Consider the following 24750-nt stretch of genomic DNA (forward strand, 5'->3'; position numbering starts at 1 on the left):
GTGATCGGGGTCAGCGCGCCGCAACAGCGCGGAAGACGTCGGTGGGTGCGTACGCGTCGATTCCCTCGGGCATCACCAGTTCGGGTGCACCCAGCCGGGATCGAGGTGCGAGCCCGAATGCTTCGACGGATTGGCAGTACTTGGAAATCCGGTTCACCGACATGTCCAGCCGTGCCGTCATGTCCGTGACCCAGTAGGGAACACGCTCATTCGCCTTGATCTCGACGATCGCAAGCTTCGGCGGGATCGTGAAGCGGTTCTCTGCCGGCGAGGCGAAGTGGAAGTCGCGATCGCGGCCGTGGATCCTGTGGTCGATCGTCACGCGCAACCCCAGATCGGCATCGGCGCCGACGAACGCCTCCCGCAGATACCCGGTGGTCACGATCGGCCGTAGGTCGAGATTGCCGATCAGGGTGGTCACTTCGTTGACGAAGGGACGCTGCGACGGATCGCATCCGACGTCCTGACGGTCGTCGAGCCAGCTCCGCGCAGCGCCGTAGGGCAGGGCGATCCGGCGCTTCTGGGTCACCCGGTTGACGCGCTGCTTGATCTCGATCTGCACCGACGAGTCGTCGGTACACTCGTGCGGCGAACCATAGAGTCGCATCCGCAGCTTGCGGCGGAACTTCAACCCCTCGATCTTTTCCCAGTAGAACCGCAGGCTCGGGGTGTCGTAATAGACCGACGTCACCGGATAGCCGCCGCGCGGGGAGAACGGGTCGTTCTCCATACGCGCGGCCAGTTCGGCCCGTAGCTGTGGAACACGCAGTTCGTCGACGAGGTACTTGATCTCGTAGCGGTTGAACGAATGCAGCTTGCTCGCGGTCTGTTGGTAACCGGTCGGGCGAGTGGGAACGTCCTCAGCAGCGCCTTCGTCGCGGGGAGAGCCCCTCCGGAACCGGTCCAGCACACTCATGGAACACCCTTCGCCAACGCATCTCGATGAACGGATCGAGTACAACAAGCGACGCTCGAGGAAACGTTCGATGAAGCTGGCAATCCGCTGGGAACGTCCGCGCGGAAGCTCGAAAGTGCAGTTCTGCATGCGATTTCCCGAGAAATCCCAGGTCGTGATGTCGAGAACTGCGCACTCGATCCACAATGTGGCGCCGATCACGTATCAGTGCAACACTGTAATCAGTGCAAAACTGCACGTCGATCCGTCCGAGGAGGACGATCATGCGAAATCCACGCATACACTCACACGGCTTCGGCCGCCCCGGGGGCTGGCAACAGGCGGATGTGCCCGATGCCGGCGATGCCGAGGAATGGTTCTCCGGCCGCCTTCCCGACGACTGGTTCACCGGGCCCGCCACGGTGGAGGTCGACCGCGAAGAAATCATCGTTACCGGCGAACTTCCCGCACCCGACGACACCTCCGACACAGTCGCCGAAGGACGCATCTCCGACGCGGTCGCCGAAGGACGCATCTCCGACGCGGTCGCCGAAGGACGCATCTCCCGGTTCCGGGAAAGCACCCGACCCGAACGGATGCGCATCGCCGACGAGGCCGAGGCCCGCTACGGTCGCAAGGTCGCGTGGGGTGTCACGCTCGGCGGCCACGACGTCCTGTTCACCCATCTCGCGGTGCCGGTCATGACGCGACTGCGTCAGCCCGAACGCAAGGTCCTCGACACTCTCGTCGACGCCGGAGTAGCCCGATCACGCTCCGACGCACTCAAGTGGACGGTGCGACTCGCCGGCCAGCACACCGACGAGTGGCTCACCGAACTACGAGAGGCGATGAGGAAGGTCGACGACCTCAGATCGGAGGGGCCACAGATCTGAGAACCCAGTCGACGGCATCGTCGACCGATGCCACCGCCGCGACGCCGGCCGGAGCCTCGGGGCGACGCACCACGATGACCCGCACCCCGAGTTCACCGGCGGCAGCGAGCTTCGCCCGGGTGAGTTCCCCACCCGAATCCTTCGTGACGAGGGTGTCGATCCCGTTGTCCCGCATCAGCTTGCGCTCACCTTCGACGGTGTAGGGGCCACGGGCCTGCACCACCGTCCAGGACGCCGGAACCTCGTAGTCGAGCGGTTCGACGACCCGCACCGTCACCCGATGCCCAGCGAGCGGGCCGACGAAACGGTCCAGTGTCTGGCGTCCGGTACTGAGAAAGATGCCTTCGCCGGTCGCGGCTGCCGTGGCGGCGGCGTCGTGGCCGTCGACCCACACCCATGAGCCGTCGTCCGCCCACCCGGGGCGTTGCAACCGCAGGAGCGGGACGTTCGCACGGGCACAGGCTGCTGCCGCGTTGGCGCTGATCCTCGCGGCAAACGGATGCGTTGCGTCCACGACCGCATCGATGCCGCTGTCGCGCAGATGGTTCGCGAGTCCGTCGACACCTCCGAAACCGCCGATGCGGACCGGCCCCACCGGCAGTCGCGGATTCCGGACACGGCCGGCGAGCGACGATACGAGATCCACCCCCCTGTCGTGCAGGGCACCTGCGAGCGCCCGCGCTTCCCCGGTGCCCCCGAGGACGAGCACGGTCATCGCAGCGTTCCCGACAGGGTCGGCAACACCGGTGCGTCCGTCAGCATCGAGAGCAGTGCATCGACGTCGAGATGTTCGTCGATCATGTCGGCGAGAAGTTCGATCCGTTCGTCACGCGCCGACGCGAAGCTCACCGTTCCCGTGCGGATCTCACGCCCCGCCGCCGCAGCGACCTCGCGCAGCCACGCGACACGAAGTTCGTCTCCTTCGAGACTTCCATGCCACATCGTGCCGAATACGTTGCCGCTGCGCGCACCACCGAGAAACTCGTCGGCCTCACCGACTTCCACTCTCCCGTGATGGATCTCGTAGCCGGATGCGGGCGCACCCAATGCGGCGCCCGAAGGCAGCCGCAGCACTTTGTCCGGCCCGAACTCTGTTCGGACGTCGAGCAGCCCGAGCCCCTGCGCTGACGCCCCGGGATGTCCCTCGACTCCGTGCGGGTCGCTGATCTCGCATCCGAGCATCTGGAATCCGCCGCAGATCCCCAACACAGCGCCACCCGCACGGGCGTGATCGACGATGGCAACGTCGAGGCCCCGCGACCGCAGCCACTCGAGGTCGGCGAGAGTGGCCCGGGTGCCCGGCAGGATCACGATGTCGGCACCGGCAAGAGCACGCGGATCGTCGACGAAGCGGACCCGCACATCGGGTTCGAGGCAGAGCGCGTCGACGTCGGTGAAGTTACTGACGCGCGGCACCATCACCACCGCGATCGTGAGGGCACCGTCGCCGTCGTGTGCGGGTCGCGAGGTGAGGGCGAGCGAGTCCTCCGAGTCGAGCCACAGGTCGCGTTGCCACGGCAGGACGCCGAGAACGGGACGCCCGGTGAGCTCGTACAGCGAATCGAGGCCCGGTTTCAGCAAACCCACATCGCCGCGGAACTTGTTGATCACGAACCCTCGGATCAACTGCTGATCAGCGGCATCGAGCAAGGCCAGCGTGCCGTACATCGACGCGAAGACGCCGCCGCGGTCGATGTCACCCACGACGATCGTGGGCAGTTCCCCGTGCCGCGCGAGGCCCATGTTGACGTAATCATGTGCGCGCAGGTTGATCTCGGCGGCACTTCCCGCCCCTTCGCACACCACGATGTCGAAACGTCTGCGCAGGTCGTCGAATGCGGCGAACGCCGCCTCCGCGAGGTGCTTCCGCCCGCCCGCGAACTCACCGGCCTCGAGAGTTCCGGCGGGAAGACCGCGCACGACGACGTGGCTGCGCCGATCGCTGCCCGGCTTGAGCAGCACCGGATTCATGACGGATTCCGGTACGGCGCGCGCGGCGACGGACTGGATCCACTGGGCGCGCCCGATCTCCACCCCGTCGCCGGTCGCGGCATCGACCGCGACCATCGAATTGTTCGACATGTTCTGCGCCTTGAACGGAGCGACCGTCAGGCCCCGGCGCGACAGTGCCCGGCAGATACCGGTGACGACCACGGACTTTCCTGCGTCCGAGGTCGTTCCGGCAACCAGAATCCCAGTTCCCATGCCGTCAGGCTATGATCCGAACGCGCGGGCCCGAACGCGCGACGCACGTTCGGTGAGAAACGCGAAGATGAATCCGAGTGCCGCCCACAAGGTGACCTGCACGGTGAACGAGGCAACCCGGAACTGCCACAACAGGCTCGCCGGGAAATCATCACTCACTTCGTCGATGGTCGGCATGACGAGGTAGCCCAGGCCCACCACTACGAGGAACGCGATCAGCGGTCCGACGATGCGGACGGTGTGCAGATCCTGGTTCGAGAGGGCCTTCGCGACCGCGACCGCCACCGCGATGGCGACCAGGCCGAGCACGACTGCGGCGAGCCACCACAGCGTGCGCTCGTTGATGGTGTCGGGATCGCCCACCGCGGGTGGGTTCGCCGGGTACTTGAAGAACGGAACGGCCTCGATCGCCAGCCACGCGGCACCCGCACCGGTCAGCGCCAGCTTCCAGCCAGGCAAATCGGTGTAGCGGCGGGCGAAGTGCAGCACCGACGCGTACAGCGCACCGAGCGCGAGGCCGGCAAGGCTGGTCGCGAGGAACAGTCCGGCCTTCTGGCCGGTGCGACTCACCTCGGCGTCGTCGCCGTGGCTGTGCGCTTCCTCGTCGACGACTGCGGCGCCGCCGTGGTCATGGTCGGCCGCTTCACCTGCGGCTTCTTCGATCGCAATGGCGGAGTCGATGTGGGGTTCGCCGACGACGAATGCCACCGCACCGGCCAGCAGACCCGCGAGCAGACCGGCGAGGAGGCCACGCAGCAACAACTGGACATAACTTCCGGACAGGATCGCCTGTCCGCCCGGCGACGTCGGCCGAGTGTCGCTCAATGACATGGGAGGCCCAGGAGGTGCCGGCCGTCGTGCATCAGTTCGTGCATGAACATGCCGGTGCGAGAAATCGCACCCTGGTCGAATCCGACCAGATAGAGCACGACGAAGGCAAGGATCACCGTTGCGGCCACCGCTACAGCGAGCCCGGCCGAGCCGAGTGAATCAGCCGAGCCGAGTGAGTCGTCGGGTGTATGGACTACCGCCATGACAACCTCCTGGGATTACGCGTCCCATCCGAAAGGCCACGTGCCGTGGGAGTTTTCTGACTTCCCGAGATCTGCGATCTCAGGTCTACAGTGGCGCGACCGTCCCGGATTCTCACCGGATTCCCTGCACCTCGGCACATGCGTACCGACGAACTTTGGCACCGCAGGTCAGTCGGTGTCAAGCGGAGAACACTGCACCTCGAGGGACACTGTGCCCGTGCCCCGCCTGTTCCTGATCTCTCACGCCTCCACCCCCGCGCAACAGTATGTGCGATTCCCGGCCGACGATCCGATCTCCGAGCGCGGGCGACGCGAACTCGAACGCGTCGCGGCACCGGTGATCGATCGCGCGCTCACGGCTCCTGAGGTCCGCGCCGTGGACACCGCAGTGGCTCTGGGCTGGTCGGCGACCGTCGAACCCGCACTGCGCGACCTCGATTGCGCGAGGTGGTCGGGTGTGCCGATGGACAGCGTTGCGGAAGTCGAACTGGCTGCGTGGCTGACCGATCCCGTGTCCGCTCCGCACGGCGGCGAGTCGATCCTCGACCTGATCGCGCGCGTCGGAGCGTGGCTGGACACCATCGACGAGTCACCCGAGCGAATCGGGGTCGTCACGCATCCGGCGGTCGTCAAAGCAGCGACGGTCTGTGCGCTCGGAGCGCCGGCCTCGGCGTTCTGGAGAGCCGACGTCCGGCCGCTGAGTGTGACGCGATTCAGCGGACGGGGTGGGCGTTGGACGCTGCGTCTGGGCTGAGGTTCACCACGTCACGTCCTCCTCGCATCTGCGCCCGTCGACCGTTCGTTCCACCTGCACGGTCGCGTGGTCGAGACCGTGCGACGACAGCGTGGTGCGCGCCGAGTCGAGTACCCAGTTCGCGTCGTGGTCGCTCACGAGGTGCACGGTCGCCACGTCCATTCCCGTGGTCAGGGTCCACACGTGCAGATCGTGAACGCCGGACACGCCGGGCAGGGCAGCGAGATCGGCTCGGACGGCATCGACGTCCAGGTGACTCGGCGATGCCTGCGTCAGGATGCGGAGCGATTCTGCAGCGAGGCGCACCGCACGCGGCACGACCCACAGGGAGATCAGCACACCGACGATGACGTCGGCGAAACTCCACCCGAACGCCAGGACGAGGACACCGGCGACGAGAACCCCGACGGAACCGAGCGCATCGGCGAGCACCTCCATGTAGGCCCCGCGCACCGCGAGGCTTCCCTTGGCGTCGGCGCGCAGGAGCAACATGACGACGATGTTCGCGGCGAGTCCGGCCAGCGCGGTGAGAATCAGCGGTGCCCCGGGGATCTCGGGTGTGTCGCCGATGCGGTTGATCGCCTCGTACATCACCCACGCCGCGACGCCGAGCAGCAGAACCGCGTTGGCCATCGCCGTGAGGACTTCGGCCCGGTGCCAGCCGAACGTGCGGGCCGCCGCGGCGCTGCCGCGACGGGCGAGTACGAGGGCCACCATGCCCATCGATACGCCGACGACGTCGGTGAGCATGTGCCCGGCATCCGCGAGCAGCGCAAGCGATCCGATCCACAGTCCGACGCCGGCTTCGAGGAGGAGGAACACACCGAGAACCGCGAGGGAGATGCCCATCCTGCGGATGGTGCGGTCCGACGGTCCTGCGTCCTGCCCATGGCCGTGGCCTATGCCGTGTGAATGTCCGTGACCCGAACTCATGAGCCTCCTTCCAGGTCCGGGTCATCGTATGCACAAATGCGCATGTATTCAACGGCTACGTCCCGACCTCGAACGTTCCCGGCGGCGTGTGCATAATGACGCCAGCGTTGCTGATGCCCTCAGCAGGGGAAGTCCGGTCGAATTCCGGCGCTGACCCGCAACGGTGGACTGTCGAATTCGACGGTGAGCCCGAATACCTGCGTGGGCGTCCGCGACTCCGACATTCGCCGTGGTCTGCGAGACGGAGTCCAGTAGGGCAGCTCGTGCACCCGCGATCCGGGACCACGCTGCCCTGGTGGACATCTGCTCCGGTCCACCCCAGCAGAGCACGAGGTCCCATGCTCCTCCATGTCCGTCCAGCACGCCGTCACATCGTCGCGTTCACCTCTCTCGCCGCCGCAGCAGTGCTACTGGCCGGGTGTTCCCGCGGTACCGCCACCACCGACAACGCCGAGGCCGAGTCCTTTGCGGAACCGGTGACCATCACCAATTGCGAACGCACCGCCACCTTCGACACTCCCCCGCAACGCATCATCTCCATGAACGATCACGTCACCGAAACACTCATCCAGATGGGTGTGGGCGACCGGATCGTGGGCATGGGCTACGGCGAACAATCCGATCCGCTGCCGGAGACCGCCGAACAGTTCGCCGAGATTCCGTCGCTCGCCAAGGAATATCCGACGTCCGAACAGGTCCTCGACCTCGAACCCGACCTGATCGTCGGCGGCATGCGCAGCGCCTTCGACGAGAAGAACGGGTTCGCTCGCGACAGTCTCGAAGCCGCGGGCATCGGTACGTTCCTGTTCTCCGAATACTGCGGCGCCGGATTCCCCGACATCGGACTGCTCGAGAACGACTTTGCGCAGCTCGGCTCGATCCTCGGCGCCGAGGACGAAGCCGCCGCACTGACCGAGCGCATCACCTCCGAACTCGACACCGTTCGCGATCGAGTGGATGCCGCCGATGTGCAGCCCGTTCGCACGTTCTTCTACGACTCCGGTGAAGCTGCGCCGCTGTCGGTCGGCGGCGTCGGCATCGGCAACCTGATCGGCGAGTACGCAGGAGCCGAGAACGTCACGTCCGAAGGCCCCAAGCCCTACTTCGAGACCAGCTGGGAAGTGGTCGGCGAGCGGCAGCCCGAGGCCATCGTGGTCCTCGACTACGGCTCCACCAGCGCCGACGACAAGATCGAGTTCCTGAAGAACCACCCGATCATGATGACCACCCCCGCGGTGCAGAACGATCGATTCATCGTGGTCCCCCTCGACGACTTCTTCGAGAGCTCCCGCATGGCCACCTCCGCCACGACCATCGCGCGCGGGCTGCATCCCGAGGCCTTCGACGTATGAGTGCCGTGACCGAGGCACCGATGCATACCGCATCGGCGCCGACGCCGGTCGAGAAGAGCGCGCCCGGCCATCGCTCACTGTGGTCGGTCCTCACGGCACTCGCGGTGGGACTGGCCTTCGCCATCGTGGTTGCGGTGTCGCTCGGCACGGTCACCATTCCGCTGGGTGACGTGTGGGCGATCGTCGGCCACCGGATCGCTCCCACACCGTTCGAGGCAATGATGGGGGATCCGTGGTGGAGCGCAACCCGCGACGCGATCGTCTTCGAATCGCGCCTCCCCCGCGCGTTGACCGCCGCCGTGGTGGGGGCTGCGCTCGCGATCGCGGGCGCTGTGGCGCAAGCGGCGACCCGTAACCCGCTCGCCGACCCCTACCTGCTGGGTGTCTCGTCGGGAGCCGGCTTCGGTGTCGCCACGGTGACGGTCCTCGGGCTCGGCGCCGGCGCCCTCGGGATCTTCACGTTGCCCTTGGCCGCGTTCATCGGAGCGCTCATCCCTCTCGCCGCCACCATCGTGGTGAGTGTGCGTGCGCATTCGGTCACCGCCATCGTCCTGGTCGGGGTCGCGCTGTCGATGGTGTTCTCATCACTGATCACCTTCGTCCTGCTCGTGGTCGGCGACGTTCACCAACTCGGCACCGTGATGCAGTGGCTTGCCGGAGGTTTCGGAGACGCCACCTGGACGACGCTGATCTCACCGACGGTCGTCCTCGTCGTGGTGGGTGCGGCGGTGATCCTGTGCAGTCGTCAGCTCAATCTGCTTCTCACCGGCGACGACGGCGCCACCGCGCTGGGAATCGACGTTCCCCGCTTCCGTGTGCTGATCCTGCTCGCCGTGTCGCTGCTCGCGGCCGCGGCCGTCGCGGTATCCGGCACGATCGGGTTCGTCGGCCTGCTGGTCCCGCACGTCGCCGGTTATCTCGTTGGCCGCAATGCGGCACGCCTCATCCCGACTGCTGCACTGCTCGGTGCTCTGGCGCTCGTACTCGCCGACATCGTCGCCCGGTCGGTGAGCAACACCACCGAACTCCCCATCGGGGTGGTCACCGGACTCGTGGGCGGGCCGATCTTCATCGCCATGCTGTGGCGCCGATACGGTCGGGCAACCTCGTGACCCGGCTCCAGGCGTCCGCCGTCGAGGCCAGGCTCGGCGATCGACAGGTCCTCTGGGGCGTCGACCTCGACGTCGCACCCGGAGAAGTGCTCGCGCTCGTCGGCCCCAACGGCAGCGGCAAGACCACACTCCTGCGCACCTGCTATCGGGCGTTGTCGGTGAGCGGCGGGGCGATCCTGCTGGACAACGACGACATCCACTCGATGCGTCGACGGGACGTGGCACGCACCATCGGGGTCAGCTCACAGGAGCCCGTGGCATTCGGTGGGGTGACGGTGCGCGAATCCGTCCGGCTCGGCCGGTCCGTGCAGCGCGGATGGTTCGAGCCGTTCCGGTCCGAGGACGACGCCGTGGTCGAATCGGTTCTGGCGCGGGTATCGCTCACCGCGCACGCCGACCGGGACGTCGCGACGTTGTCCGGCGGTGAACGTCAACGGGTGTCTATTGCGCGTGCGCTCGCACAGAAACCCGAGGTGCTCCTGCTCGACGAACCGACCAATCACCTCGATCTCCGTCATCAGCTCGGTGTACTCGAGATGCTGCGTGAACTGGCGGCCGATGGGCTCGCAGTGTTGGTGACACTGCACGACATGCGTCTCGCGGCAGAGTATTGCGACCGCATGGCGGTACTGCACGCCGGGCACGTGGTCGATGTCGGCACGCCTGAGAACGTACTCACCCCCGAGTTGCTCGGCGAGGTGTTCGGTGTGCGGGGTGTCCTGCGCTCCGTCGAAGGCCGGCGTGTCCTCGACCTGCTGGGACTCGTCCATGAATGACAGGAGGCTGAGTGACAGCAGCCTGTTCGACATCGAGGCCGCGTACAGCCGGATTCGGGTGGTGCTCGGCGATTTCGCGCACACCGTCGATCTCGCAGGTTTCGACGAGTTCCCCGGCTCACTTCTCACCGACCCTGAGTGGCTCGCCGAGCGTGTTGTCGACACCGGAGTGCGGTGGGGCTGCGACGACGCCCGCGTCAACGGCACGTTGTGGTGGTACTCGGCGAGTTCCACGCTGGTAGCTGGGCCCGCCGCGATGCTGCTGACCGAGGGCATCGCACCCGAACCCGACCCGAACCGCCTGCGCTGCGCACTGCGTGAGAACGGCTATCTCGCCGCGGTGCGTTCGTCGCGGCCAGTGCACGGCTCCGAGGTCTATGCGGAGGCACTCGCGGCTGCGCACACGTCTGTGATCTCGGCGCTGGCCGCGGTGTCGGGCGCCTCGCCCCGTGCGCTGTGGGCGATCGCGACGGACTCCGTCGCGGGCCGGGCCCTCACGGTCGGCCGACAACTCGGCAGGGTAGAGGAGGCATGTGAGCTCGCCGAGTCACTGGCCGTCGGACCGATGTTGACGCCGAGATTCGTAGACATCGACAGCGGAGGTCGTTCCGAACGGTTCGTCAGGCGAGGATCGTGCTGCCTGATCTACATCGCGACCGGCGGGAGCAAGTGCATGAGCTGTCCTCGCCACACTCCTGCCGACAGGCTCTCGATGCTGCGGCAGCGCGCCGCGGAGACCGTGTAGCCCTGGTGCGCTCCGAGAACCCCGCGGACACCGCCTATTTCTCCGGCGGGTACGCGGGGTTCTCGACCGTCGGCGGCAATGTTGCGAGTGCCGAGATGCGTTTGAGTCCTGCCGTTTGCAGCAGGTCGACGAGCAGAGATCGCATCTGCGCGAACACCACTGTCGCCGACACCCCGGCACCTTCGATCAGTTCCGGGCTCATCTTCCTGGCAACGCTGCGCAACACACGGGCGGCCTCCGCCGAATCGGGTTGATCGCCGGGTTCGGCGAGCACCATCTGGCGTAGCACCTCGACCGCATCAGCAAGTTCATCGACGATGAGAACGAGCCGGGAATCGAGGATCTCGTCGTCACGAACCAAGGTCAGCGACCGTCGCGCGAGGACACGGATATTGCGCATCGCGTTGTCGATGGGGTCGGCGGCGGCAGTCAACCGCGCGAGTCGCGGACGACTGTTCCAGTAGAGCGGGGAGATCCGACTGATCTCGTGGCCGCCCTGAAGGTTGCTCCGCATGGAGTCGATCGCGGACTGTGTGTCGCGGGCCTGCCGCAGTGCAGTCTCGATGGGTTTCGGATTGTTCTCGACGAGGCCGGTCTCGACATTCCGCAGAACTTCGGCGGCGGTCTTGAGGATGTCCGCGGCGTTCTTCCTCGCGCGACGCACGGGGTGGGTGGGAATCAGCGCGACCACGGCGATCCCCACCAGGCCGCCGACGAGGGCGTCGACCATCCGGTCGATGCCGCCCGTGCCGCCGGGAGGGATCAGTGTTGCCACCAGGACGGCCGAGTTGCCGGCCTGCATCGAGAAGATCGGCCCGCTGTTGAGCGCTACTGCCGATGCCATGGCGATCGCCACCACCAAGGCGATCTGCCAGGGGCCGCTCCCGATCTGCGACACGAGCAGGTCACCGATACCGATCCCGACGGTCACGCCGCACACGAGCTCGACCGAGCGGCGCAGTCGCGCCCCCAGAGACAACCCCAGGGACACCACAGCGGCGATCGGCGCGAAGAACGGCTGCGCGTGGCCGATCAGTGTTGTCGCAACCCACCAGGCGATACCGGCAGCGAGCGCGCATTGCACGATCGGCAGCGCGGAAGAGCGGAGTCGCAGCGACGACTTCCGCACATTCTTGCGGAAGTCGTCGCGGGTGGGTAACGACCTACTCGACGCCAAGTTCCTCGGCCGCGCGGGGATCACAGTCCTCGAGCAGATCGAGGCAACGTGCGTGCTCGTCCGCTTCACCGATCGCCTTCGCTGCCCGCGCGAGCACGGCCACGCATCGCAGGAAACCCCGGTTGGGCTCATGGCTGTAGGGCACCGGACCGAAGCCCTTCCACCCGTTGCGCCGCAACTGGTCGAGGCCACGGTGGTAACCGGTGCGCGCATACGCGTATGCGGCGATGGTCTCGCCGGAGTCGAGGGCTGCTTCCGCAAGGTACGCCCATGCGATCGATGCGGTCGGATGCTCTGCCGCGACCTCCGCCGGGTTCTTGTGGTTGAGCAGATCCGATTCCGCTTCGTCGTCGCCGGGGAGGAGGGTGGGCTGGGGTCCGAGCAGGTCACCGAATGAGGTCATGGCGCCCATTCTGCCCTTCGCTCGCCGAGCCTCGATAGGCTCCCGGCATAAACACCCACCAGCCGAACGAGGTGCAGCACGTGCCGGACCCGAAGAACGAAGACCCGACCGAAGACTCGACGGAATCGTCCGCAGGCGAGGTTTCGGAGACCGGACCGGCCGACACGCCCGACGACGTCGACGCGTCGGAGCCAGCACCCGAAGTAGCAGACGAGAAGTCCTCGGATGGCGAGGCAGACGACGCTGCGGCAGCCGAGAGCGAAGTGGAGGACACCGACGAGGCGGACTACACCCCCGAAGTCGACGGCACCTCGGACGAAACTCCGTCGGACGACACGTCGGAAGACGTCGAGCCCGACGACACTGCGCCGGTCGTATCGGCAAAGACCGGCGACACCGCCGAACCTGATCCTGCCGATGCCGAGACGGTCGCTATGCCGATCGTCGAGAAGACCCCGGATCCCGCCGAGGCGAAGACGGTGGCCATGCCGATCGTCGACAAGACCGAGCGGACGGACGAGACTCAGCAGCCCGAGCCGCAGGCGTCGGATCCGTCCGAGGCACCCACGACTCAGATCCCCGTCCGGAGCCACGCTCCGAAAGCGGAGCCGCAACGCATCGCGCCGCGCGTGCCCGAGCCGCCACGGTCGGAGCCTGCACCGTTCCAGCCCACACCGGCACCGACCCGGATTCCTCCGTCCCCGCGAAAGGGCCGCACGGGGTGGATGATCGTCGCCGGCGCCGCCGCTGTCGTGGTGATCGCCGTCGTCGCTGTCATCGCGTTCCTGCAGTACCGGGAGAACAGCTCTCCCGACTCTCACATTCGCGCGAGCATCGACGAGTTTGTGCAGGCGCTGAGCGCAGGCGACCTCGAGACACTCCAGAATTCGACGTGCGGCGGGCTGGCGGAGTTCTATGCGACGGTCGCCCCCGAGGAGTTCGACAGCATTCACGCGCTGGCTGTGGAACAGGGTTCCGTGCCGGTCGTGTCGAGTATCGACAAGGTGCAGATCACCGACGACACTGCGATCGCCGAGGTCACTGCCCATCCGATGGGTGACCCGTCGGATGTCACGGCGCGCACGTTCGACCTCGCGCTCCAGGGCGACGAGTGGAAGGTGTGCAGCGAGTAGCTGCGCAGTCCCCATACCTGCACCGACCCGAACGACGAGAAGGGCGCCGGCTCGAGCCGGCGCCCTTCTTCGGTACTATCGATTACTTGGCAGAGACCGAGCGGCCCGCAGACTTGAGGTCGTTGCACGCCTCGATCACGCGAGCGGTCATCGCCGCCTCGGCCTTCTTCAGGTAGCTGCGCGGGTCGTAGACCTTCTTGTTTCCGACCTCGCCGTCGACCTTGAGCACACCGTCGTAGTTGCTGAACATGTGTGCCGCGATCGGGCGGGTGAACGCGTACTGGGTGTCGGTGTCGACGTTCATCTTCACGACGCCGTAGCTCAGCGCCTCGTCGATCTCCGACTTCAGCGAACCCGAGCCGCCGTGGAAGACGAGGTCGAACGGCTTCGAGCCGTCCTTGAGACCCAGCTTCTTCGACGCGGCCTTCTGGCCCTGGTCGAGGATTTCCGGCTTGAGCTTGACGTTGCCCGGCTTGTATACTCCGTGCACGTTGCCGAAGGTCGCGGCGAGGAGGTACTGGCCCTTCTCGCCTGCGCCGAGCGCGTCGACGGTCTTCTCGAAGTCCTCGACGGTGGTGTAGAGCTTGTCGTTGATGGCGTTCTCGACGCCGTCCTCTTCACCGCCCACAACACCGATCTCGATCTCGAGGATGATCTTCGCGGCCGCCGCATCGGCGAGGAGTTGCTGAGCGATCTCGAGGTTCTCGTCGAGCGGGGTGGCGGATCCGTCCCACATGTGCGACTGGAACAGGGGGTTCTTGCCGGCGTCGACGCGCTCCTTCGAGATCGCGATGAGCGGGCGGACGAAGCCGTCGAGCTTGTCCTTGGGGCAGTGGTCGGTGTGCAGGGCGATCGTCACGTCGTACTTCTCAGCGATGACGTGCGCGAACTCGGCCAGAGCGACCGCGCCGGTCACCATGTCCTTGACACCGAGGCCCGAGCCGAACTCCGCGCCACCGGTCGAGAACTGGATGATGCCGTCGCTGCCGGCGTCCGCGAAGCCCTTGATCGCAGCGTTGATGGTTTCGGACGAGGTGCAGTTGATGGCCGGGAATGCGAAGGAGTGCTCCTTGGCGCGGGCAATCATCTCGGCGTAGACCTCGGGAGTCGCGATAGGCACAGCGGCTGTCCTCCAGATGAGAGTGGATCGGCTACCCGCTCGGGTGTGGCAGGTGCCCTTTGTCCTTGCAGTATGTCAATAGGGGCGGCGGTTGGATACTCGGGTCGGTAACCCCGCCGGATCATCACGATTCGAGGGTGCTCGTGCACGTCGGTACTCTGGAGATCGTGAATTTTGTCGAAGCCTCGGAATCTGTGACCAATTTGGCCCTGCTGCCGGGCTTCCTCGACCCCGTGAACCTGCTGAACTCGTTCGGCACCTGGATGCTCGTCGGTCTGCTCCTGGTGGTGTTCATCGAGTCGGGTCTGCTGTTCCCGCTGCTTCCCGGTGATTCGCTGCTGTTCACCGCGGGCCTGATCGCCGCGTCGAAATCGGCGGAGGTCGAGCCGTTCGCGCCGCTGTGGGTGCTCATGGTGACGATCCCGATCGCGGCGATTCTCGGCGATCAAGTGGGATACTTCATCGGCACCAAGGGCGGCGCGAAGTTGTTCAAGGACGACGACGCGAAGCTGTTCAAGAAGAAGTACATAGACGAATCTCACCGATTCTTCCTGCGGCACGGTCCCGCAATGATCTTCCTTGCCCGGTTCGTTCCCATCGTCCGCACCTATGCGCCCCTCGTGGCGGGCGCGGCGAAGATGCCCTATCGCGTGTTCATCACTTACAACGTGATCGGCGGCATCGTGTGGGGTGCCGGCGTCACACTGCTCGGTTACCTGCTGGGGCAGATCTCGTTCATCGCGGAGAACGTCGACTACATCTTCCTGCTGATCGTGTTCGTGTCGGTGCTCCCGATCATCAGCGAGGTCGGCAAGCGTTTCCTGGCGTCGCGCAAGGCCGGGGCCGAGAACGCCGTGTCGGACGAGGCGGCGTCGGAGCAAGCCGCGTCGGAGCAGGCCGAATCTTCCGCTGCACCGTCGAGCGCCGACCACACTCCGACCACCCCGATCCCGAGTCAGTCGCCGGCACAGACCTCGGCCCCGACCACGCCGATCCCGGCGTTCAACTCGGATCCGAACAACCGGCGATAACACGCAGTTCAGGGAGACGCCACCACCGCGTGTGCGGCTTCCATGAGCATCCACCCACCGAGCTGCACCGACAGGTCGCGTTCCGCGATCGACGACGCGCGCACCGTGCCCGCGGTGAACTGCGCGACCGTGCCCGACGAGCCGGGGAGTCTGGCGGGCTGGGTCCAGTCCCGCCCGAACAGCGGCAGCCCTTCGATCTGCAGGCGGTTCTCCCACGCCCCGTCGGCCGAAGCCAGCACGATGCGGCGGGCCGTGGCACGTGCTCGCACGTCGTCGGAGTCCTGCACCGGCAGGGTCGTCGCGACCATCGCGAGATAGCGCACGAGGATGCCGTTGAACAGTCCACCGTCGCCTCCCCCGCCACCGGTGATGATGCTGCGTTCGGTGAGTTCGTTGTCGACGGCGTCGACGAGTGCATGCACCCGGTTTCGATGACGTGGACCATCGCATCGGGTCGCGAGTTCGGTCTCGACTCCGAGCACCACTCCCTGACAGTACGAGTAGACGGCGCGCTCGAGTACACCGTGGCGGATGCCGTCGAAGACGAGCCCGGTATCCGGGTCGACGAGACGGTCGTGGATCCAATCGGCCATCTCCTGCGCGCGCTCGAGCTTGCCCGACCGCGCGAGCAGCAGCGCTGCCGGACCGTTGGCGGGAGTGTTGAAGAAGGAGTCTCCCCGACGCCACGGGATCCCCCCGCCCTGCTCCGGTTGCCACGCATCGTGCAGTTCGCCGACGAGAGTCGTGATCGCAGCGCCGCGGTCCACGCCCAGATGCCGCTGGGCGCGATCGAGCGCCAGGCCGAGCCAGGCCATGTCGTCGAAGTAGTTGTTGGTCCAGCCTGTGATGTTGCGGATGCGGTGAGTGCGCGTCAGCTGCACCACACGGCGTCGGTTGCGCGCACTGCCGTCGCCGGCCTTCGCCTGCCGCTCCGCCGCGTCGACGGCGAGGTCGATCAGGTGGGCCTGCCACCAGTAGTGCCACGAACCGAAGATGCGCTCGCGTCTCGTCGCCGGCCAACCGACGACACCGAGTTCGGTGCCGGGTAGTCCCCAGAGTCGGCGCACGTGTCTGCCCACGACCGCAGCCTCGGCTGCATCCGCCCGGTCGGCCCACATTTCTGGCATGCAGTAATCTTCCTCGTCCCACAGCAGCGGCGTGGCCACACGGCCCGCGATGATACATCCACGCAGCTCGAGCGGGCGTTACTTCGAGGCCCGATGACTACCAGGCACGGTCGAGGTCGGCGTGTCGGCCGATCCAGGCGTGCATCGCGATTCCTGCCGCGACCCCTGCGTTGATGGAGCGGGTCGAACCGAACTGTGCGATCGATACCGTCATGGCCGCCACCTCGCGTGCCCGCTCGGTCACGCCCGGCCCTTCCTGCCCGAACAACAGCAGGCAGTTGCGGGGCAGTTCTGCTGTCTCGAGCGGCACGGAGCCGGGGGTGTTGTCGACGGCGACGATGGTCAGATCGTGCTCGGCAGCCCAACGAATGAGCGCATCGACGTCGGTGTGATGCTGCAGGTGCTGGTATCGATCGGTGACCATGGCACCGCGGCGGTTCCAGCGCCGCCGGCCCACGATGTGGACGGCGGCGGCCGCGAACGCATTGGCGGTGCGCACGACCGTGCCGATGTTGGCGTCGTGCGCGAAGTTCTCGATCGCCACGTGCAGCGGATGCCGGCGGGTGTCGATGTCCGCGACGATCGCATCGCGCGTCCAGTATCGGTAGGCGTCGACAACGTTGCGCCGGTCTCCGTGTTCGAGCAGTTCGGGATCGTACTTCGGGTCGGTCGGAGGGGGTGTTCCGAACTCGTCGGTCCACGGCCCCATGCCGTGCGGATGTTCGCCCCATTCGGTGGGGCCGGGAACTGCGAGCGGGTCCTGCTCTCGGTCCGGTCCTTCTCGGTCCGGCCCTTCTCGGTCCGGCACTGTCTCCTCCGACCTTTCCTTCGCCGACACAGTCAGAACGTCTCGTTCGAGCCGGATGCAACGGTGAATCCGTGCCCGGTGCTGTCGTTGGTGCACGTCACGTCGGCCTCGGTGGTCTCGCAGGTGTACCCGAGCTGCGAGAGCCGTGACCCCGCGGGCAACACCTCCGCAGAACCCTCGACGGGAAGGTAGACGGGCCCACCCGAGCACAGGAACTCACCGGGACCGCTGTCGACGACGCGCATCCCGTGGCCCCAGTTGACGACGCAGCTCTCGGGCTGCGGGGGCACCGGGTCGGTGACGCCCTCGCAGCCCGCTTCGGTGCGGCCCGGCAGCTGCACGATGCCGCACGCGAATGCGCCGTCGGGAGTGGTGAAGTAGTACGACTCGCCCTGCTCGAACGCGACGGCCTCCAATGTCGGCGGCAGCTCGGGAGCCGGTTCGGTCGTCGTCCCTGCAGCGGGCTCGGAGGTCGGTGCCTCCGTGGTGGCCTCGGTCGTGGTCGGTGCAGCAGTCACGCTGGAGGTCGCGGTCGCGGTCGTGGTCGCGGTCTCCTGGGCCGCGACATCCGGTTCGTTGCCGGACCCCCCGCACCCGCTCAGCACCAGTACAGCTCCCAACACAACCGCAGCCCACGACACACGCACGTTCACACCGTTCCCTCCGACGAACACAGAAAATGCCACTCTATCGACCGGCAGCCGCAGCGCAGACACGCGCTAGGCTGGGACACGGAGGGCCCATGAAGCACAAGCGCATCCTGCGCACGGTCGCGTTCATCACGACCGGATACCTGATTCTGCTGTCACTCTGGCTGAACCTTTTCTACCCGGACTCCGCCGAAGGCACCGAAGGGTTCCAGGTGATGTTCCTGGTCTGCCTGTACGGCGCAATGCTCGGTTTGGGCATGTTGATCGCCGATCGCACCACCCGCGAAGACCGCAAGATCGAACGCGACGGCCTCGAAGGCTGGGCGACGATCCGCGCCGCTACGCCGCTCGGCCGCGTGATCGGCGACGTGCAGCGAACCGAACTGGATCTGGATCTGATGGTGCCCGGATCCGAGCCGTACAGCGGCAAGGTGGTATTCGAGGCCGGACGCAGCGACCTGTCGCGACTGGTGGCCGGCCAGGTGGTGTCGGTGCTCGTCGACCCCGACGACCGCACCCGGATCCTGATCTTCCCCTGACGGGTCATCTGCGCCTACCCGTGACGGGTCATGTGCGCCTACCGAGCGCCAGCATCCCCTCGACGAGAAGCAGCTGCGCGGCCGCATAGGTGGCGAGCACGAACCCTTCCGCCGCCGCTCGCGCGGACTTGTTCTTCAGCAGGGTGCGGCGCTCGACGATGGTGCCGTCGGACAGTGTGAACACAAGCCCACCGAGGCAGAGCCAACTGCGCCGGTCGGCGCCGGGCCAACTGCGCCGGTCGGCGCCGGGCCAACTGCGCCGGTCGGCGCCGGGCCAACTGCGCCGGTCGGCGTTCGGTAGCACGAGACCACCGGAAGTCTTCGCCCCGGGAGCGAGGGACGGGTCGGCGGCAAGTGTCGCGGTGGTCGCCAGCAGGGTGCCGTACGCGGTGAGCGGCGCCGCGACCGAGCGGCTCCGCCACCCGAGCAGACCGGCAGCTCCCAAGACCGCAGGCACACGCTGCAGCACCGCGGTGCGGGTCGGACGCGCACCGTGCCGGGCGAGCAACGTCGAATACGACGTCTGCATCACCGCGAAAGCCCCTGCCCCGCGCAGGATCCGACTGTCGTCGTCGGGATCGATCATGAACATGTCGCCCACCGTCGCGGCAGTCAGGCCTGCGAGAAGCAGTGCGGTGTCGGCGCGGTCGAGGTCGCGGGAGCGGCGCAGCACCCGAACGGCGAGCGATGGCGCGATCAGCGGCTTCGCGATCTTCTGCACCGACTCGTTGCCGAGCACACCGCCGACCACCGTCGCCGCGCTCGCGGCCACGAACACGGCGTGCTCCACGCCCCACTTGTTCCGAGTGAACCAACCCATGCGCGCACAGTACCCGGGTTGCGCGTCAACATCGGCGCGCACCATCGGACGGAGTGGCGTGCAGGAACACCGGCGACGGAAAACCCCGGGCCGCGGCCGCCGCGGTCACGGACGTTTCGATCCTCGGCACGTCGCCGTTCTCGCACAACGCAATTACCGAACCTCCGAAGCCTCCCCCGACCATACGCGCTCCGAGAGCACCTGCCGCAGTCGCGGCATCGACGGCGCTGTCGAGTTCGGCGCAGCTGACCTCGAAATCGTCGCGCAGAGACCGATGCGACGCGTCGAGCAGGGGGCCGAGGTCGCGTACGCGACCGGAGCGCAGTGCGTCGGCGGCGACGCGGACGCGTCCGATCTCGGTCACCACGTGTCGCGCGCGGCGCTGCAACATCGGGTCGTCCAGTGCCGAAACGGATTCCACTTCGCGCAAGGGCTCACCCAGCAGTCGCGCCGCTTCCTCGACTGCGGCCCGCCGCGACCCGTACTGTCCGTCGACGAGGCGGTGTCCTGTCCCGGTGTCGACGACCAGCACCGTGAGGCCTGCTGCCGCGGTGTCGACGGGGATGTGTTCGACGTGCCCGTCGGCACAGTCGAGGAGCAACGCGTGGCCGGCCCTGCCGCGCAGGGCGATCTGCTGGTCCATGCCGCCGGTGGGCGCCCCCACGTAGTCGTTCTCCGCACGCACGCACGCACGCGCGAGCAGATTCCGTCCTGTGTCGTCGGCCGGAAGCCCGCACAGGTTGGCGAGCGCCAGTGCCACGGACGCCTCGAGCGCAGCGGACGACGACAAACCCGCACCGACAGGAACCTCCGACGCTATCGCGATGTCGGCTCCGTGGAAATCGGGTGGGTCGAGCGCCCAGATCACACCGGCGACGTATGCACCCCATCCCTCGACACGTTCGCCCAGCTCTACGTCGACGACGTCGAATCCGGTGCTGTGCAGGCGGAGTCGCCCATCGGTGCGACGGCGCACCGCGGCTACCGTGACCTGGGGAATCGCCATCGGAAGGCACAAGCCGCCTGCGTAGTCGACGTGCTCCCCGAGCAGGTTGACGCGACCGGGTGCACACCAGATGCCGTCGGGGTCGCCGCCGAACGCCGCGGTGAACTCACGCGACGCGTCGTCGCATACCATCACGGCGCGAGCTCGCGTAGCCGCTCGGCGATGCGCTCGGGTGTGGTGTCGCTGATCCACGCACCCATCGCCGATTCGGAGCCCGCCAGGTATTTGAGCTTGTCGGGGGCACGGCGCAGCGAGAAGATCTGGCAGAACAACCGGCCGTGCTCGCGTCCGTCGCCGACGGGGGCCTGGTGCCATGCAGCGATGTAGGGGACGCGGTCGAGTCCGTCGAAGAACCGATCGACGCGTCCGAGCATGCCGCGGTAGGCGAGAGCGAGTTCGTCGCGTTCGGCGTCGACGAGCGCGGTGAGATCGGGGACGTCGCGATGCGGTGCGAGGTGCACCTCGATCGGCCACCGCGCCGCGGCGGGGACGTACGCGGTCCACCATTCGCCCGACCACACGACGCGGGTTCCGGTACGACGTTCGGCATCGAGGATGTCGCGTTGGAGCGACCGTCCCGTTCGTTCGTGATGGTCGCGGGCGCGCTCGAGCAGCGTCTGCGTCCGCGGCGGGAGAAACGGGTAGGCGTAGATCTGGCCGTGCGGGTGTTCCAGTGTCACACCGATTTCGACACCACGGTTTTCGAAGCAGAACACCTGCTGTACACCCGGCAGCGACGACAACGCCGCCGTGCGGGACGCGAGGACGTCGATGACGGTGCGGGCACGCGTCACGGGGAGATCGGCGAAGCGGGCGTCGTGGTCTGCGGTGAAGGACACCACTTCGCAGCGGCCGCCCGTCGAGCCGCCGCCCGAGGAGAGCGCCGGGAAACGGTTCTCGAAGACTGCCACGTCGTAGTCGTCTGCAGGGATTTCGGTGGAGGCACCGGGGCGGGTCGGGCAGAGTGGGCACTCCGCGACCGAGGGCAGGAACGTGCGGTCCATGCGGTGCGCGGCGAACGTCACCGGATCCCCGGTGAGCGGGTCGATGCGAACTTCCGACGCCGCCACGACCGTCGGAAGTTCACGACGGTCGTGTGCGGCACGGGTGGCCGCTCCCCCGACATACGGTTCGGTGTCGTCGAAGAAGATCAGCCCGCGACCGTCCGCAAGTTGTGTGACGGTCTGCCGCATCCGTGGCGTCACGGTGTCAGGAGTTGTCGAGGCCCAGGTCGGAGAGGCCCAGCAGCGACCGGTATTCGACGCCTTCCGCAGCGATCACCTCGTCTGCTCCGGTGGCGCGGTCGACGACCGTTGCCACACCCACGACGATCGCTCCCGCGTCGCGCAATGCCTTGACGGCGGTGAGCGGCGAGTTCCCGGTGGTGGTCGTGTCCTCGACGACGAGCACTCGCTTATCGACGACGTCGGGGCCTTCGATCTGACGCTGCATCCCGTGGGCCTTGGCTGCCTTGCGGACGACGAACGCGTCGATCGGGCGTCCGGGCGCGTGCATGACGGCCATCGCGACGGGGTCCGCGCCCATGGTGAGGCCACCTACCGCGTCGAAGTCCCAGTCGGCGACGAGTTCGCGCAGAAGCGAGCCGATGAGGGGTGCTGCGCGGTGATGCAGGGTCGCGCGACGCAGATCGACGTAGTAGTCGGCTTCCTTGCCCGACGACAATGTCACCTTGCCGTGCACTACTGCCAGCTCACGTACCAGTGCAGCCAGTTCGTCGCGGTCGCTCATCGCACATCCTCACCGTCGTCTCGTTCACCACCACCGGCGGCGGAACCGGCGCGAAAGCGAGCCTAGTCGCTGGCGGTGGGGCCTCAGGCAGCGACGGTCCCCGAATCCTTCTCGTCGGTCTTGGCCGAGGTGGGCGCCTGTCCTTCGGCCTGCTGCTCGGTCACCGGAGCCTCGGTCACCGGCGTAGTCTCGGTCTCTGTCGCCAGACCCGCCGGAACCTCGAACACTGCGACAGCCCGCACTCCGGCCAGCTTCGCGAACAACGACGTCGGGAAACTCGACACCTGGGAGTTGAGTTTGTCCGCGAGATCGTTGTGGACGCGGACCGCGCCGGCAATGCGCTGCTCGCGGGTCTGCAGTTCGCGGGCGACGCGGATGAACGGCCAGTGGTTGACTCCGTCGAGGACCCCGATGAGCTCGTGCAGTGCGGCCGACAGCGCGTTCTCGGTGGCCGCACGTTCGGGGAGGTCGATGCGCTGGTCGCGCATCGCGATGGCGAGGGATCGTGCTCCCACGACCGGGCTGATCCGGCTGCGTTCGACACCGGCACCCGCCGACGCCGCGATGAGCGCGGGGATCAGATCGTAGCGATCATCGAGTTCGTTCAGCAGCAGATGCAGGCCGTCTCTGCGTCGGGTGCGAAGCGTCCGCAATCGGCGCATCCCCAGCCGTATCCAGAGCAGCGCAACGGCCACCACTGCCACAACTATCACCAGAGCCACAGGTGTCACGGCGAGAAATGTACAGACCCCGATCGGTTCGCACGACGAAGGATCCGGCGTGTCAGCCCGGGTGTGTCCGTACCGTGACCTGACTACCGGGTTCAGCGATGAGCGGAAGGGCGTCCCGGATCGTGGAAGCTGCGATCGACGTTGTCGGGATCGACGACGGGCGGGAGGACGTGCAAGATGCCCGACAGGCGCGCCACGGCCTCGATTGCCGCATCCCATTCGCGCCCGTTGCTTCCCACCGGGATGGAACCGAGCGTCCAGGGACCCTCACTCCACAGCATCTGGACGTGCTCCGGAATCGACTGGGTGAACGAGACCATCCGCTGGTCGCACACGCGACGGGCGATCTCGAGGTCGGTGGAGAACACGATGCGCGGGCCGATCGACCCGAGCAGATTCATGTCGGAATCCTTCGGCGGAGGAGTCGACTTGAGACGCAGGTCGATGTCGACGTCGGATCCGACCTTGCGGCGCACCGCGACGATCGTGGCGGTTTCCTCGATGTCGAACAGGATGAATTCCTCGCCCCGACGGACCCCGCGCACGACGTCGATCGCGCCCAGATATTCCTGCTTCGCCAACGCCGCGCGATGCCAGTTGGACGGCAGCCGCTCGTCGGAGTCGGTGTACTTGTACCCCTGGGCGCGCGCCCAGATCTCCCGCACGCGCCCGGACTGTTCCCTCCGCGTGCGGTCGACGTACAGGAGAGCGAGCGCGCCCAGGAGCGCGATCACCGCCAGACCGAACCACATGAATGTCATCGCGATCAGCCTAGCGTCTTCAGTTGCCCGGGCTGCCGAACGACGGGAGCGACGCGCTGATGACGGTCTCGGCCGTCATCTGTCCGTTCTCGACGGGGCTGCCGGTCGCGACGACGGTCGCGCCGATCTCGAGCGCCTCCGGAGACGACCCCCTCAACGTGATGATCTGGGTTTCCGGCGTGAACAGCACCGTGGTGAGCGACCCACCGATACCGCTGAGGGTGATGCTGGTGCCGTCGTTTGCGGTGATCGATCCCACGACCGCACCGGTCTGGCCGAGGGCCTCTCCGAGTCCGCCGGGGAGCTCGTCGAGCGGGAGGTCCGGTGTCGCGCCGGGCGCGGGAACGGGCGACGGTGTCGTCGTGGGTGCCGGTGGCTGCGCCTGCGTGGTGGTCGGCCCTGTCGCGGTGGTGTCGGGCTCGTCGCCGCTTCCGCTCAGGAGGTAGCCGACGATCCCGCCGAGAGCAATGAGCACAATCACCGCGAGGGCGAGGACACCCCAGCGCGGACCGCGTGGCTTCTTTTCGGGCTCGGCGGGCTGTCCGTATCCCGGCTCTCCGTATCCGGGCGGGGGCGGGCCGGGCGGTTGATGCCCACCGTCGGGGTAGCCGGCCGCTGGGTACTGCCCCTGCGGGTACTGCCCCTGCGGGTACTGAGCCTGCGAGTATTCGGCGGTCGGATACTGCGTTGTCGGGTACGGGGCAGCCGGGGACTGGGCCGTCGGATACTGCGCGGTCGGCTGCCGGCCCTGCGGGTATTGCCCCAGGGGTTCGCCGAGCTGCTGAGTGGGGTTCGGGGGTGGCGCTGCCGAATCGAAGCGCGGATCGTACTGCGGGTACGCCAGGGTCGGGTTCGTCACCGGGCGGCCGTACGCCTCCGTCGGATCGTCGGTGTGCAGTACGCGCGTCTCGTCATCACCCGGCTCGTCGTGCGGATAGGCACGTTCCTGCGGTGTACGCGGATCGTTCGGAATCGTCATAGCCCCTCCCAAGGTAC

28 protein-coding genes and 2 riboswitches are annotated in these 24750 nt (G+C 67.1%); of the genes, 9 read left to right on the forward strand and 19 right to left on the reverse strand.

Annotation, left to right across the window (positions count from 1 at the left end; all coding sequences use genetic code 11):
* Nucleotides 1–10: 10 nt before the first annotated feature.
* Nucleotides 11–916 carry a polyphosphate polymerase domain-containing protein gene (locus Q7514_RS26200; RefSeq protein WP_330136184.1) on the reverse strand — a complete coding sequence of 302 codons (906 nt, stop codon included), beginning with the start codon at nucleotides 914–916 and terminating at the stop codon, nucleotides 11–13.
* Between the two features lie 263 nt (nucleotides 917–1179).
* Here Q7514_RS26200 and Q7514_RS26205 point away from each other — a divergent pair, with 263 nt between their 5' ends.
* Nucleotides 1180–1788, forward strand: coding sequence for a hypothetical protein (locus Q7514_RS26205; RefSeq protein WP_330136185.1), 609 nt, complete (start codon nucleotides 1180–1182; stop codon nucleotides 1786–1788).
* On the opposite strand, the gene Q7514_RS26210 is transcribed toward Q7514_RS26205, so the two are convergent.
* The 4 genes from Q7514_RS26210 to Q7514_RS26225 are packed head-to-tail and all read right to left on the reverse strand — an operon-like array spanning nucleotide 1763 to nucleotide 5027.
* Entirely contained in the window at nucleotides 1763–2503 is a 741-nt protein-coding gene (locus tag Q7514_RS26210) for a cobalt-precorrin-6A reductase (RefSeq protein WP_330136186.1), read from the reverse strand. The two genes, Q7514_RS26205 and Q7514_RS26210, sit on opposite strands and share 26 nt — an antisense overlap.
* Nucleotides 2500–3993 (reverse strand): cobyric acid synthase, encoded by a 1494-nt coding sequence (locus tag Q7514_RS26215; RefSeq protein WP_330136187.1) that lies wholly within the window; start codon nucleotides 3991–3993, stop codon nucleotides 2500–2502. Before Q7514_RS26215 ends, Q7514_RS26210 begins: the two co-directional genes overlap by 4 nt.
* Nucleotides 3994–4002: 9 nt before the next feature.
* A complete protein-coding gene (locus Q7514_RS26220; protein ID WP_330136188.1) occupies nucleotides 4003–4824 on the reverse strand; it encodes a CbtA family protein in 822 nt (273 codons plus the stop codon).
* Nucleotides 4815–5027, reverse strand: a complete 213-nt coding sequence (locus tag Q7514_RS26225) for a CbtB domain-containing protein (RefSeq protein WP_330136189.1) — start codon at nucleotides 5025–5027, stop codon at nucleotides 4815–4817. Before Q7514_RS26225 ends, Q7514_RS26220 begins: the two co-directional genes overlap by 10 nt.
* Before the next feature lie 30 nt (nucleotides 5028–5057).
* Nucleotides 5058–5176: riboswitch (cobalamin riboswitch) on the reverse strand.
* Nucleotides 5177–5244: 68 nt separating this feature from the next.
* Between Q7514_RS26225 and Q7514_RS26230 the strand changes: the two genes are divergently transcribed.
* Nucleotides 5245–5781, forward strand: coding sequence for a histidine phosphatase family protein (locus Q7514_RS26230; RefSeq protein ID WP_330136190.1), 537 nt, complete (start codon nucleotides 5245–5247; stop codon nucleotides 5779–5781).
* Between the two features lie 3 nt (nucleotides 5782–5784).
* Here the strand turns inward: Q7514_RS26230 and Q7514_RS26235 are convergent, their stop codons facing one another.
* Complete coding sequence (locus tag Q7514_RS26235; protein ID WP_330136191.1) at nucleotides 5785–6714, reverse strand: cation diffusion facilitator family transporter; 930 nt, start codon at nucleotides 6712–6714, stop codon at nucleotides 5785–5787.
* An 87-nt stretch (nucleotides 6715–6801) separates the two neighbouring features.
* Nucleotides 6802–6933: riboswitch (cobalamin riboswitch) on the forward strand.
* A gap of 119 nt (nucleotides 6934–7052) precedes the next feature.
* On the opposite strand from Q7514_RS26235, the gene Q7514_RS26240 reads away from it, so the two are divergent.
* From Q7514_RS26240 to Q7514_RS26255, 4 genes are read left to right on the forward strand one after another with little or no spacing between them, the layout of a single operon-like run.
* Nucleotides 7053–8066, forward strand: a complete 1014-nt coding sequence (locus Q7514_RS26240; RefSeq protein ID WP_330136192.1) for an ABC transporter substrate-binding protein — start codon at nucleotides 7053–7055, stop codon at nucleotides 8064–8066.
* A complete protein-coding gene (locus Q7514_RS26245; protein WP_330136193.1) occupies nucleotides 8063–9178 on the forward strand; it encodes a FecCD family ABC transporter permease in 1116 nt (371 codons plus the stop codon). Before Q7514_RS26240 ends, Q7514_RS26245 begins: the two co-directional genes overlap by 4 nt.
* Complete coding sequence (locus Q7514_RS26250) at nucleotides 9175–9954, forward strand: ABC transporter ATP-binding protein (RefSeq protein WP_330136194.1); 780 nt, start codon at nucleotides 9175–9177, stop codon at nucleotides 9952–9954. Before Q7514_RS26245 ends, Q7514_RS26250 begins: the two co-directional genes overlap by 4 nt.
* Nucleotides 9947–10699, forward strand: a complete 753-nt coding sequence (locus Q7514_RS26255) for a hypothetical protein (RefSeq protein ID WP_330136195.1) — start codon at nucleotides 9947–9949, stop codon at nucleotides 10697–10699. Before Q7514_RS26250 ends, Q7514_RS26255 begins: the two co-directional genes overlap by 8 nt.
* A 34-nt stretch (nucleotides 10700–10733) precedes the next feature.
* Here Q7514_RS26255 and Q7514_RS26260 read toward each other — a convergent pair whose 3' ends face one another.
* Both Q7514_RS26260 and Q7514_RS26265 read right to left on the reverse strand, forming a co-directional pair.
* Nucleotides 10734–11828 (reverse strand): FUSC family protein, encoded by a 1095-nt coding sequence (locus tag Q7514_RS26260; RefSeq protein WP_330136225.1) that lies wholly within the window; start codon nucleotides 11826–11828, stop codon nucleotides 10734–10736.
* 34 nt (nucleotides 11829–11862) lie between these two features.
* Nucleotides 11863–12279: a DUF3151 domain-containing protein gene (locus tag Q7514_RS26265; protein ID WP_330136196.1), complete on the reverse strand. Its 417-nt coding sequence runs from the start codon at nucleotides 12277–12279 to the stop codon at nucleotides 11863–11865.
* 80 nt (nucleotides 12280–12359) lie between these two features.
* Between Q7514_RS26265 and Q7514_RS26270 the strand changes: the two genes are divergently transcribed.
* Entirely contained in the window at nucleotides 12360–13412 is a 1053-nt protein-coding gene (locus Q7514_RS26270; RefSeq protein WP_330136197.1) for an Rv0361 family membrane protein, read from the forward strand.
* Between the two features lie 82 nt (nucleotides 13413–13494).
* On the opposite strand, the gene fbaA is transcribed toward Q7514_RS26270, so the two are convergent.
* Nucleotides 13495–14532, reverse strand: a complete 1038-nt coding sequence (gene fbaA / locus Q7514_RS26275) for a class II fructose-bisphosphate aldolase (protein WP_330136198.1) — start codon at nucleotides 14530–14532, stop codon at nucleotides 13495–13497.
* Nucleotides 14533–14669: 137 nt separating this feature from the next.
* On the opposite strand from fbaA, the gene Q7514_RS26280 reads away from it, so the two are divergent.
* The gene (locus tag Q7514_RS26280) at nucleotides 14670–15563 is read left to right on the forward strand and encodes a VTT domain-containing protein (protein ID WP_408016187.1); all 894 of its coding nucleotides are present in this window, start codon (nucleotides 14670–14672) and stop codon (nucleotides 15561–15563) included.
* 8 nt (nucleotides 15564–15571) lie between these two features.
* On the opposite strand, the gene Q7514_RS26285 is transcribed toward Q7514_RS26280, so the two are convergent.
* The 3 genes from Q7514_RS26285 to Q7514_RS26295 form a co-directional block, all read right to left on the reverse strand.
* Nucleotides 15572–16690, reverse strand: a complete 1119-nt coding sequence (locus Q7514_RS26285) for a glycoside hydrolase family 76 protein (RefSeq protein ID WP_330136200.1) — start codon at nucleotides 16688–16690, stop codon at nucleotides 15572–15574.
* A 97-nt stretch (nucleotides 16691–16787) separates the two neighbouring features.
* Nucleotides 16788–17399 (reverse strand): TrmH family RNA methyltransferase, encoded by a 612-nt coding sequence (locus tag Q7514_RS26290; protein WP_330136226.1) that lies wholly within the window; start codon nucleotides 17397–17399, stop codon nucleotides 16788–16790.
* A 131-nt stretch (nucleotides 17400–17530) separates the two neighbouring features.
* A complete protein-coding gene (locus Q7514_RS26295) occupies nucleotides 17531–18151 on the reverse strand; it encodes a hypothetical protein (RefSeq protein WP_330136201.1) in 621 nt (206 codons plus the stop codon).
* 89 nt (nucleotides 18152–18240) lie between these two features.
* Between Q7514_RS26295 and Q7514_RS26300 the strand changes: the two genes are divergently transcribed.
* Nucleotides 18241–18687: a hypothetical protein gene (locus Q7514_RS26300; protein WP_330136202.1), complete on the forward strand. Its 447-nt coding sequence runs from the start codon at nucleotides 18241–18243 to the stop codon at nucleotides 18685–18687.
* Between the two features lie 28 nt (nucleotides 18688–18715).
* On the opposite strand, the gene Q7514_RS26305 is transcribed toward Q7514_RS26300, so the two are convergent.
* From Q7514_RS26305 to Q7514_RS26335, 7 genes are all read right to left on the reverse strand, one after another.
* Nucleotides 18716–19507: a lysoplasmalogenase family protein gene (locus tag Q7514_RS26305; protein ID WP_330136203.1), complete on the reverse strand. Its 792-nt coding sequence runs from the start codon at nucleotides 19505–19507 to the stop codon at nucleotides 18716–18718.
* A 25-nt stretch (nucleotides 19508–19532) separates the two neighbouring features.
* Nucleotides 19533–20645, reverse strand: coding sequence for a galactokinase (gene galK / locus Q7514_RS26310; protein WP_330136227.1), 1113 nt, complete (start codon nucleotides 20643–20645; stop codon nucleotides 19533–19535).
* Entirely contained in the window at nucleotides 20645–21706 is a 1062-nt protein-coding gene (gene galT / locus Q7514_RS26315) for a galactose-1-phosphate uridylyltransferase (protein WP_330136204.1), read from the reverse strand. Before galT ends, galK begins: the two co-directional genes overlap by 1 nt.
* 16 nt (nucleotides 21707–21722) lie before the next feature.
* Nucleotides 21723–22262 carry an orotate phosphoribosyltransferase gene (pyrE, locus tag Q7514_RS26320; protein WP_330136205.1) on the reverse strand — a complete coding sequence of 180 codons (540 nt, stop codon included), beginning with the start codon at nucleotides 22260–22262 and terminating at the stop codon, nucleotides 21723–21725.
* 83 nt (nucleotides 22263–22345) lie between these two features.
* Nucleotides 22346–22993 carry a LemA family protein gene (locus Q7514_RS26325; protein ID WP_330136206.1) on the reverse strand — a complete coding sequence of 216 codons (648 nt, stop codon included), beginning with the start codon at nucleotides 22991–22993 and terminating at the stop codon, nucleotides 22346–22348.
* 92 nt (nucleotides 22994–23085) lie between these two features.
* Nucleotides 23086–23745 carry a type III secretion system chaperone family protein gene (locus tag Q7514_RS26330; protein WP_132474834.1) on the reverse strand — a complete coding sequence of 220 codons (660 nt, stop codon included), beginning with the start codon at nucleotides 23743–23745 and terminating at the stop codon, nucleotides 23086–23088.
* A 28-nt stretch (nucleotides 23746–23773) separates the two neighbouring features.
* The coding region (locus Q7514_RS26335; RefSeq protein ID WP_330136207.1) for a hypothetical protein at nucleotides 23774–24750 on the reverse strand (977 nt) is incomplete at its 5' end.

The sequence above is a fragment of the Rhodococcus artemisiae genome (assembly GCF_036327795.1).
GTDB classification, from domain to species: Bacteria; Actinomycetota; Actinomycetes; order Mycobacteriales; family Mycobacteriaceae; genus Rhodococcus; species Rhodococcus artemisiae.